We start from the raw sequence: 9,953 nt of genomic DNA on the forward strand, positions 1-9,953 counted from the left end.
GTAAGGCTGCTGAAGAAGCCGAGAAAGCTAAGGCTGAAGCTGAACGTAAAGCCGCTGAAGAGGCTGAGAAAGCTAAAGCTGAAGCTGAACGTAAAGCGGCTGAGGAAGCTGAAAAAGCTAAAGCTGAAGCTGAACGCAAAGCTGCCGAAGAAGCTGAAAAAGCTAGAGTAGAAGCAGAACGTAAGGCTGCTGAAGAAGCTGAAAAAGCTAGAGTAGAAACAGAACGTAAAGCCGCTGAAGAGGCTCAGAAAGCCAAGGCTGAGGCAGAACGTAAGGCTGCCGAAGAAGCTGAGAAAACCAAAGTTGAGGCAGAACGCAAGGCGGCTGAAGAGGCTGAAAAAGCTAAACCGGAAGCTGAGCGCAAAGCCGCTGAAGCTGCTGCAACCCAACAAATCGACGGCTATTACAGCAAAATTTCCCAATCAGGAATGGAAGGCGATGATATTTCCCATATCGGCGACATCAATATTCTTGAATTGGACGGACAAAAAATCCCGCTGTTGCCCGAAACTGAGCCTCAAAGGGCTGAAGTATTCGGTAATGTGAACGAAAAATCTGTCCTGGTTGCCGCCACTCATCTGAAATACGGCCGCTACGGTTTTTATGGCTTGAAGAATGGAGATACTGACATCCATACATCGTATATGTTCTACCAAGGCGTTATTACTCCGGAAGCAGCGATGCCTCAAGAAGGTCAGGCTTTTTACCGCGGTTATGCGCTTTACAGCGATATCGGACAAGCCAATACGTTCGGCAACTCCATCTTTATGGTGGACTTCGGCCGCAAATCCCTCTCCGGTGCGGTTTACTCAGAAAACGGTGAATTTGATGAAGTGAATCTGGAAGGTCAAATCGTCGGCAACCGCTTCTTCCATGTGGATGAGAAAGAACAAAAAATCATGTCGGGTATGTTCCTCGGCCCCCAAGCAGAAGAGCTTACCGGCCGATTCGATCATCTTCTGGAATCTAAAAATGGTACATTTGGTGCCGCCGCTCTGAAAGAATGATTTTTACCGTATCATCAGCTCAAAAGGTCGTCTGAAAACTTGGAAATCAGGTTTTCAGACGACCTTTTTCCGTTCCTGACCAAGAAGCAGCCCATAAAATGCTACAATACCGCTTTGATTTTTTGCCCGCATCATCATGAAAAAAGCCCCCAAATCCTTTGAAGAAGCCCTCGCCCGCCTCGAAACCCTGACCCAGTCCATGCAAAGCAGCGAAATGCCGCTGGAAGACGCTCTGGCAGCCTATCAGGAAGGCAACGAGCTGGTCAGATACTGCCAAACCAAGCTGGCGGAAGTCGAACAAAAGCTGCAAGTATTGGACGCGGGCGAACTGAAGGAGCTGAACCTTGAACCCGGCGAATGAATTGAAAGCATGGCAGCAAAAAGCCCAAGCGCAGACCGAATTGCTGCTGGAGCGTTTCCTGCCGTCTGAAAACCAAGTGCCGCACACGCTGCACGAAGCCATGCGTTACGTTACCCTCGGCGGCGGCAAACGGCTGCGCCCGCTCTTGGTGCTCGCCGCATCCGAATTGGGCGATGCCGACCAAAACGCCGTCGAGCAAGCCATGGCGGCGATCGAAATGGTGCACGTCTATTCCTTGGTCCACGACGACATGCCCGCAATGGACAACGACAGCCTGCGGCGCGGCAAACCGACCTGCCATGTGAAATACGACGAAGCCACTGCCCTCTTGGTCGGCGACGCGCTGCAAACCCAAGCCTTCGACGTATTGAGCCGTCCGACCGGACTGCCCGCCGAACGCCAAATCGCCATGTTGTCCACGCTCGCCAAAGCATCCGGCAGCCTCGGCATGGCGGGCGGACAAGCCATCGACCTTGCCAACGTCGGCAAAGCCATGAATCAGGCGCAGTTGGAACAGATGCACAGCCTCAAAACCGGCGCCCTCATCCGCGCCGCCGCCGTATTGGGCGCGCTTGCCTGCCCCGATTTGGATTCAGACGGCGTCCGCACCTTGGACAACTACGCCGCCAAACTCGGCTTGGCATTCCAAGTTATCGACGACGTGTTGGACTGCGAAGCCGACACCGCCACCCTGGGTAAAACCGCCGGCAAAGACAGCGACAACGACAAACCGACCTACGTCAAACTGATGGGCCTGCAAGCCGCCCGCGCCTACGCCGAAACCCTGACCGCAGAAGCCGTCGCGTTGCTCGAACCCTTCGGCGCAAAAGCCCTGCATTTGCGGCTACTGGCGGAATTTGTCACTGCGCGGAAAAATTAAACGCTTTAAATCATTTGTCTTTTAAGCTACGGAGACACCAAAGGTCGTCTGAAAAATCAGTTCCAAGATTTTCAGACGACCTTTTTGTATAGGGACGGCGTTTATAGTGGATTAAATTTAAATCAGAGCAAGGCGAGGCAACGCCGTACCGGTTTAAAGTTAATCCACTATAATGAATCATGCTTTTATTCAACGGGATAAACTGGGATTAAAATGTGGATAAGTTGTGCGCAAACAGTGGATTTTATAGGCGTTTTAACCGCCCTTCTGTTCCTGCAAACATCCGTTTTTAAAATCGAAATTTGTCGTTGAGATTTCCATAACAAGCGTGCCTCAAATTGAAAGATTCAAATCAAAAGGTCGTCTGAAAACCCAAAACTTATGGTTTTCAGACGACCTTTTCGCTGATTCAGACAAATCAAATATCGTAAGTGGTCGATGCGGTATCGCCGCCTTTGCCTGTCCAGTTGGTGTGGAAGAATTCGCCACGCGGTTTGTCGGTGCGCTCGTAGGTGTGCGCGCCGAAGTAGTCGCGTTGGGCTTGCAGCAGGTTGGCAGGCAGGCGTTCGGTGGTGTAGCCGTCGAGGAAGGTAATCGCGGAAGCCATGCAGGGCATGGGGATGCCGCATTCGATGGCTTTGGCGACAACTTTGCGCCATGCGGGCAGGCAGTTTTCCAATACGCCTTTGAAATAGGGGTCGGAACCCAAGAACACCAAATCGGGATTGGCTTCGTATGCGTCGCGGATGTTGCCCAAGAACGCGCTGCGGATGATGCAGCCTTCGCGCCACAGAAGGGCGGTGTTGCCGTAGTTCAATGCCCAATCGTTGTTTTCGCTGGCTTCGCGGATGAGCATGAAGCCTTGTGCGTAGGAAATGATTTTGGATGCCAACAGGGCTTGGCGCAGGGCTTCGACCCATGCGGCTTTGTCGCCGTCAACGGGGGTAACGGTTTTGCCGAACAAGCGGCCGGTTTGAACGCGTTGATCTTTGAACGCGGATACGCAGCGGGCAAATACGGCTTCGGAAATCAGCGTCAGCGGGATGCCCAAATCGAGGGCGTTGATGCCGGTCCATTTGCCTGTGCCTTTTTGTCCGGCAGTATCGAGGATTTTTTCGACCAAAGGTTCGCCATTTTCGTCTTTGTAGCCCAAAATCGCGGCGGTGATTTCAATCAGGTAGGAATCCAGCTCGGTTTGGTTCCATTCGCTGAAAATGCGGTGCATTTCGTCGTAGCTCAGACCCAAGCCGTCTTTCATGAATTGGTAGGCTTCGCAAATCAACTGCATATCGCCGTATTCGATGCCGTTGTGCACCATTTTGACGAAATGGCCCGCGCCGTCACGGCCGACCCAGTCGCAGCAGGGTTCGCCTTGCGGGGTTTTGGCGGCAATCGCTTGGAAAATGGGTTTGACGGCAGGCCATGCGGCTTCGTCGCCGCCGGGCATGATGGACGGGCCGTGACGCGCGCCTTCTTCGCCGCCGGAAACGCCCGCGCCGATAAAGCGGATGCCTTTTGCCGCCAGCTCGTGCGTGCGGCGGGTGGAATCGGGATAGTTGGCGTTACCCCCGTCAATAATAATGTCGCCTTGGTCCAAAAGCGGGACAAGTTGCTCGATAAAGTCGTCCACGACAGAACCTGCGCGTACCATCATCATGATTTTGCGCGGTTTTTCCAGTTTATCCACTAAATCTTGCAATGAATAGGCACCGATAATGTTGGTGCCTTTGGCTGCGCCGTTGAGAAAATCGTCTACCTTAGCAGTGGTCCGGTTGTACGCCACGACTTTGGAACCGTGATCGTTCATATTCAAAATCAAATTTTGACCCATAACGGCCAAGCCGATGACGCCGATATCGCCTTTCATTGATGGAAGCTCCATTATTAATTTAATTTATCAGCCGTAACTCTATCTGATTTACAGAGGTTTAACAATCCTTAACTATCTAATTTTTTGAAAAGATGCCTTTACGTTGCGGGCTTTGGCTGCGCGTTGGGAAACAAACTATAAATAAGATTTTAAATAATAAATAGATGATTATATTGAGTCGCGATTTTTCTTGTGTATAACTTTGATTCCTTTTTCAGTTCAATAAGTTGAATGCAGATTTTGGATGCGGATAAACTGCTGTTTGCCTTGTTTGCAGATGTGGATAATTTTGAAATCCGGTTTGGTTTTGTGTATAACTTTCCGGCTATACACACAGCCTGCCGGTTTTATACTGGGCTCAAACGGAACTGTATGACGAGATAAACAGTCCAATCGGTTTTCATGTTTCAGACGACCTTTTGCGTGTTTTAGTCCTATTAAAGGTCGTCTGAAAAATATCTCATCAAAAGGGAGCAGATATGAAATTTTCCTTTAGCTTAAACCTGTTGGCAGTTTTGGTTTTGGCGGCGTGCGCGCACCAGCCTATGCAGAAACCTGATGCCGCGCCTATGCCGACGGCTGTGGATAACCATGCGCCGGAACAAGGGACGGGGCTGACTGAGCAGAAATTGATCCGCGCCAAACATTATATGGCGGCGTCTGCCAATCCGTTGGCGACCGAAGCGGGATATGAGGTTTTGAAACGCGGCGGCAGCGCGATAGATGCGATGATCGCCATGCAGACCACGCTGGGACTGACCGAGCCGCAGTCTTCCGGTTTGGGCGGCGGTGCGTTTTTGGTGTATTGGGACAATAAGGCGAAAAAACTGACGACGTTTGATGCCCGAGAAACGGCGCCGAAAGCGGCAACGCCGGCGCTTTTCTTGGATGAAAACGGCAAGCCGATGGGCTTTATGAACGCAGTGGTCGGCGGCCGTTCGGTCGGCGTGCCGGGGATTCCGAAGCTGCTGGAAGATGTCCACAAGCGTTACGGCAAATTGCCTTGGGCAAGCCTATTTGACAAACCGATTGCTTTGGCGGAACAAGGCTTTACCGTTTCACCGCGCATGGCGAAATCCATCGAGCAAAATTTGGAGCCTTTGAAACGCTATCCGCAAACCGCCGCGTATTTCCTGCCCGACGGCAAGCCTTTGGCAGCGGGAACGGTGTTGAAAAACCCTGAATTTGCCCGCTCCGTACGCCTGTTGGCGGAAAAAGGCAGCGCGCCGTTTTATCAGGGGGCGCAGGCGCAGAATATTGTCCGTGCCGTTACCGGCGCTGTGGATAACCCCGGCAAAATCAGTATGGCGGATTTGAAAAACTACCGCGTTATCGAGCGCGAACCGGTTTGCGCGCCGTATCGTGAATACGAAGTCTGTGGCATGGGCGCGCCAAGTTCGGGCGCGATTGCTTTAGGCGAGATTTTGGGCGTCCTGCAAAATCAGGATATGAAGGTGTTGGGCGCGGAAAATATCCACAGTTGGCGCTGGATAGGCGATGCGTCGCGGATTGCGTTTGCCGACCGTGATTATTACGTCGGCGATCCCGCGTTTGTCAACGTCCCGACCCGCGCCCTGATTTCTCAGGCTTACCTGAAACCGCGTGCCGAAGAAATCCGCCAATCCGACAAGGCGTTGGAAAACATTCAGGCGGGTCGGTTCGGCAAGGCATACGCGCAGGGTATGGCGGTAGAGCTGCCGTCCACCAGCCATTTGGTGGTTGTGGATAAAGACGGTAACGTCGTGTCGATGACGACTTCGATTGAAAACGCGTTCGGTTCGGGACTGATGGCAAACGGCTATCTGCTCAACAATGAATTGACCGATTTTGCTTTCAACCCTGTCGGCGCGGACGGTAAAACGGTGGCAAACAGCGTGGCGGGCGGCAAGCGGCCGCGTTCTTCGATGGCGCCGACCATTGTGATGAAAGAGGGCAAGCCTTATCTGGCAGTCGGTTCGCCCGGCGGCAGCCGCATCATCGGTTTCGTCGCCAAAACGCTGGTGGCGCATATCGACTGGGGCATGGACATTCAAGCGGCAATCTCCCTGCCGAATATGCTCAATCGCGGCAGCCAGTATGAAATCGAGGAAAAAACCGCTGCGGCGGACAAAGCGGCAGCGTTGGAAAAACTGGGCTACAAAGTCCAAATCCGCGATTTGAATTCCGGCGTACAAGGCATTGTGATCGGCAAAGATGGTTTGCTCGGTGGTGCCGACCCGCGCCGCGAAGGTAAAGTCATGGGCGATTGATCACCGATCAGCTTGTGGATAAAAGGTCGTCTGAAATCCAAATTTGGGTTTTCAGACGACCTTTTTTATCGCTGGAGAAAAGCTATGGATAAAGTGTGTATAAAATTTGAGAAAAAATATAATCTTTTTATTTTTCAGAAGGATAGATTAGATAGCCATGTGGATAATCATGTCTGAAATATTGGCGGGAGATGGTTTTGTTTTATTGAAAGGTCGTCTGAAAACTTAAAACCAAGATTTCAGACGACCTTTATTCAATAAAAAGGCTGTGGGTAAACAATCATCCACAACCTTTTTGTACGCTGTCTTATCTCAAGCCGCAGGCAGCTCGTGGAAGGCGGATGGCAAATTCTCGTTGTCACCAAATTCCACCCATTCATAAGCGGTTTCGTCCGCCAAAACCGCACGCAATAAAGCGTTGTTGATAGCGTGGCCGGATTTGTAGCCTTCGAATGCGCCGATAATCGGGTGTCCGACGATATACAAATCGCCGATGGCATCGAGGATTTTGTGGCGGACAAACTCGTCGGGATAACGCAAACCTTCCGGATTCAAAACGTCCATGTCGTCAATCACGATGGCGTTGTTCAAATTGCCGCCCAGTCCGAGATTGTGGGCGCGCATCATTTCTACTTCATGCATAAAGCCGAAGGTGCGCGCGCGCGCGATTTCGTCGATGTAGGACTTGCCCGCGAAATCGATTTCAAAAGTGGGCGAGCTGCGGTTGAAAACCGGATGGTCGAATTCGATGGTCAGCGTCACTTTAAAGCCGTCATACGGTGTAAAGCGCACCCATTTGCCCGCCTCCTTGACTTCGACGGGCTTGAGGATTTTCAAAAACCGCTTTTGCGCCTTTTGATCGACAACGCCCGCATCTTGCAAAAGATAAATAAACGGCAGGCTGGAGCCGTCCATAATCGGGATTTCGGGCGCGTTTAACTCAATCAGCGCATTGTCGATGCCGTAGGCGGACAGTGCGGACATGATGTGTTCGATCGTGCCGACACGCACGCCTTTGTCGGTTACGATGGTGGACGACAGGCGCGTATCATTGATGAGGTAGGGCGTAAGTTTGATGGTTTCGCCCATTTCGCCGTCCAAATCGGTACGGCGGAAGGAAATCCCGCTGTTTTCAGGCGCGGGGTGCAGGGTCAGCGCGACCCGTTCGCCCGAATGCAGCCCGACGCCGGTTACGCTGATGGATTTTGCTAAAGTTCGTTGCAGCATAAACCGCCTCCTTATTCAATAATTGGTTTGATATTTGGATAATACGATAAAAAGGAAAAAATAATCCATTATTTTTAATAGTATTTGCTAATGTAGGCGTTTCAGAACCATAGATTTTTCAGACGACCCTTTGTACCGGTAAGATTATCCACAGTATGCCGTGTAATCTGAGTGGAAAAATCCGATTTTATCCACAGAAAAATTCAAACAATTACAGATTATCCGACTTTGTTCTCATAAAAAACAAAACTTGAACGCAGCCTTTAAATGAATACAACAATTTGATTATACAATCAGTAATAAGGTTATCCACAAAGCGGGGATACACTCATCACTATCATCATTTTTTTAAATAATTACATATTAATTTTAAAACAACCAAAATTTATCCCCAAATATGGGGACAAACCGTACCAATCTACGTTTTCAGACGACCTATTTCACGGTTTTTTTATTTAAATCAAACATTTTAAAAGTAGCATCGTGTAATTCTAGGTAGTAGTTTTATTTCAGGCTACAATAGCCCTTATTGAAATTTATCCCTTTCCCTACTGACAGGAGTATCAAAATGAGCATCAAAGTAGCGATTAACGGTTTCGGCCGCATCGGCCGTCTGGCATTGCGTCAAATTGAAAAAGCCAAAGGCATCGAAGTCGTCGCCGTCAACGACCTGACCCCTGCCGATATGCTGCTGCACCTTTTCAAATACGACAGCACCCAAGGCCGTTTTCAAGGTACTGCCGAATTGAAAGACGATGCCATCGTAGTGAATGGCAAAGAAATCAAAGTCTTCGCCAATCCGAATCCTGAAGAATTGCCTTGGGGCGAATTGGGCGTAGACGTCGTCCTCGAATGTACCGGCTTCTTTACCAGCAAAACCAAAGCCGAAGCCCACATCCGCGCCGGTGCGCGCAAAGTCGTTATTTCCGCCCCCGGCGGCAATGACGTGAAAACCGTCGTATATGGCGTGAACCAAGACATTTTGGACGGCAGCGAAACCGTCATCTCCGCCGCTTCCTGCACCACCAACTGCCTCGCCCCGATGGCGGCAGTCCTGCAAAAAGAGTTCGGCGTAGTTGAAGGCCTGATGACCACCATCCACGCCTACACTGGCGACCAAAACACCCTTGACGCGCCGCACCGCAAAGGCGATTTGCGCCGCGCCCGCGCTGCCGCGCTCAACATCGTGCCCAACAGCACCGGCGCCGCCAAAGCCATCGGTCTGGTTATCCCCGAATTGAACGGCAAACTCGACGGCTCCGCCCAACGCGTCCCCGTTGCCACCGGCTCGCTGACCGAATTGGTTTCCGTCCTCGAACGCCCTGTGACCAAAGAAGAAATCAACGCCGCGATGAAAGCTGCCGCCAACGAATCTTACGGCTACACCGAAGATCAAATCGTTTCTTCCGACGTCGTCGGCATCGAATACGGCTCGCTCTTCGACGCGACCCAAACCCGCGTAATGACCGTAGGCGACAAACAACTGGTGAAAACCGTCGCTTGGTACGACAACGAAATGTCCTACACCTGCCAACTCGTCCGCACTTTGGAATACTTCGCAGGTAAAATCTAAAAGTTTTCGGATTGGGTAAACCAGTCTGTGGATAAGTAAGAGAAAAAGGTCGTCTGAAAATTTTTTCAGACGACCTTGTTTTTACCTTCAATCTACTCCCTCTCCCACCAGATGAGAGAGGGTTGGGGGAGAAGGTGGTTCTACAAATTTCATGAATTTAATTTTACCTAAAACCATAAAGCCCCCCATCCTAACCTTCCCCCGCCGGACGGGGGAAGGGACAAGTTGCCGTTGCAACGACGAGTAGCGTGGGCTTTGCCCACGAGATGAAAGCAGGTTCGGCTGTTGTCTAATTTTGATTATTGAATGATAAATTTCGTGGGCAAAGCCCACGCTACGGGTTGGGTTTATCCCAAATTAATTGAATAAAACTGTATTGATTGAATAAACGAAGTCGTCTGAAAAAATTGGGAACGAGTTTTTCCAAAACTCAAATCTCAAAGTTTTCAGACGACCTTGTTTTTACCTGCAATCTACTCCCTCTCCCGTCCGGCGGGAGAGGGTTGGGGAGAGGGTGGCTCTACAAACTGTACGAATTCGATTTGACTAAACCCACAAAGCCACCCCCATCCTAACCTTCCCCCGTCCGATGGGAAAAGGGACAGATTGCCGTTGCAGCAACGTGTAGCGTGGGCTTTGCCCACGAAATAAAATGCAAGGACAACCACCCCATTCGAATGGTTAAACGGTAGGATTCGTGGGCAAAGCCCACGCTACGGATTTGGTTTATCTTGAATAAGATTCGCTTTGATTAAATATAGTGGATTAACTTTAAACCAGTACAGC

General features: G+C 50.7%; 7 protein-coding genes. 5 read left to right on the forward strand and 2 right to left on the reverse strand.

The features are described 5' to 3' along the window. The 3 genes from HMPREF3277_RS15625 to HMPREF3277_RS08690 all read left to right on the forward strand — a co-directional run. On the forward strand, positions 1 to 1,007 hold a 1,007-nt coding region (locus HMPREF3277_RS15625), incomplete at its 5' end, for a transferrin-binding protein-like solute binding protein (RefSeq protein WP_246830790.1). Between the two features lie 136 nt (positions 1,008 to 1,143). Next, the gene (locus tag HMPREF3277_RS08685; RefSeq protein WP_003755792.1) at positions 1,144 to 1,368 is read left to right on the forward strand and encodes an exodeoxyribonuclease VII small subunit; all 225 of its coding nucleotides are present in this window, start codon (positions 1,144 to 1,146) and stop codon (positions 1,366 to 1,368) included. Beyond that, positions 1,352 to 2,248: a polyprenyl synthetase family protein gene (locus tag HMPREF3277_RS08690; protein ID WP_070870835.1), complete on the forward strand. Its 897-nt coding sequence runs from the start codon at positions 1,352 to 1,354 to the stop codon at positions 2,246 to 2,248. The genes HMPREF3277_RS08685 and HMPREF3277_RS08690 overlap by 17 nt, the downstream gene beginning before the upstream one ends. Before the next feature lie 418 nt (positions 2,249 to 2,666). Here the strand turns inward: HMPREF3277_RS08690 and gnd are convergent, their stop codons facing one another. Then, positions 2,667 to 4,115, reverse strand: a complete 1,449-nt coding sequence (gnd, locus tag HMPREF3277_RS08695) for a decarboxylating NADP(+)-dependent phosphogluconate dehydrogenase (protein WP_070857428.1) — start codon at positions 4,113 to 4,115, stop codon at positions 2,667 to 2,669. Positions 4,116 to 4,597: 482 nt separating this feature from the next. Here gnd and ggt point away from each other — a divergent pair, with 482 nt between their 5' ends. Beyond that, positions 4,598 to 6,367: a gamma-glutamyltransferase gene (gene ggt / locus HMPREF3277_RS08700; RefSeq protein WP_070870836.1), complete on the forward strand. Its 1,770-nt coding sequence runs from the start codon at positions 4,598 to 4,600 to the stop codon at positions 6,365 to 6,367. 312 nt (positions 6,368 to 6,679) lie between these two features. Here ggt and lpxC read toward each other — a convergent pair whose 3' ends face one another. Further along, entirely contained in the window at positions 6,680 to 7,594 is a 915-nt protein-coding gene (gene lpxC / locus HMPREF3277_RS08705; protein ID WP_070857426.1) for a UDP-3-O-acyl-N-acetylglucosamine deacetylase, read from the reverse strand. Positions 7,595 to 8,162: 568 nt separating this feature from the next. On the opposite strand from lpxC, the gene gap reads away from it, so the two are divergent. Continuing rightward, complete coding sequence (gap, locus tag HMPREF3277_RS08710) at positions 8,163 to 9,167, forward strand: type I glyceraldehyde-3-phosphate dehydrogenase (RefSeq protein WP_003766473.1); 1,005 nt, start codon at positions 8,163 to 8,165, stop codon at positions 9,165 to 9,167. Positions 9,168 to 9,953 lie beyond the last annotated feature (786 nt).

The sequence above is a fragment of the Neisseria sp. HMSC70E02 genome, from assembly GCF_001838645.1.
Classification (GTDB): Bacteria; Pseudomonadota; Gammaproteobacteria; order Burkholderiales; family Neisseriaceae; genus Neisseria; species Neisseria macacae.

Coding starts and splice junctions, on each gene's coding strand:
- ggt (WP_070870836.1), top strand. CDS start 4,598: ATGAAATTTTCCTTTAGCTTAAACCTGTTGGCAGTTTTGGTTTTGGCG.
- gap (WP_003766473.1), top strand. CDS start 8,163: ATGAGCATCAAAGTAGCGATTAACGGTTTCGGCCGCATCGGCCGTCTG.
- lpxC (WP_070857426.1), bottom strand. CDS start 7,594: ATGCTGCAACGAACTTTAGCAAAATCCATCAGCGTAACCGGCGTCGGG.
- HMPREF3277_RS08685 (WP_003755792.1), top strand. CDS start 1,144: ATGAAAAAAGCCCCCAAATCCTTTGAAGAAGCCCTCGCCCGCCTCGAA.
- gnd (WP_070857428.1), bottom strand. CDS start 4,115: ATGAAAGGCGATATCGGCGTCATCGGCTTGGCCGTTATGGGTCAAAAT.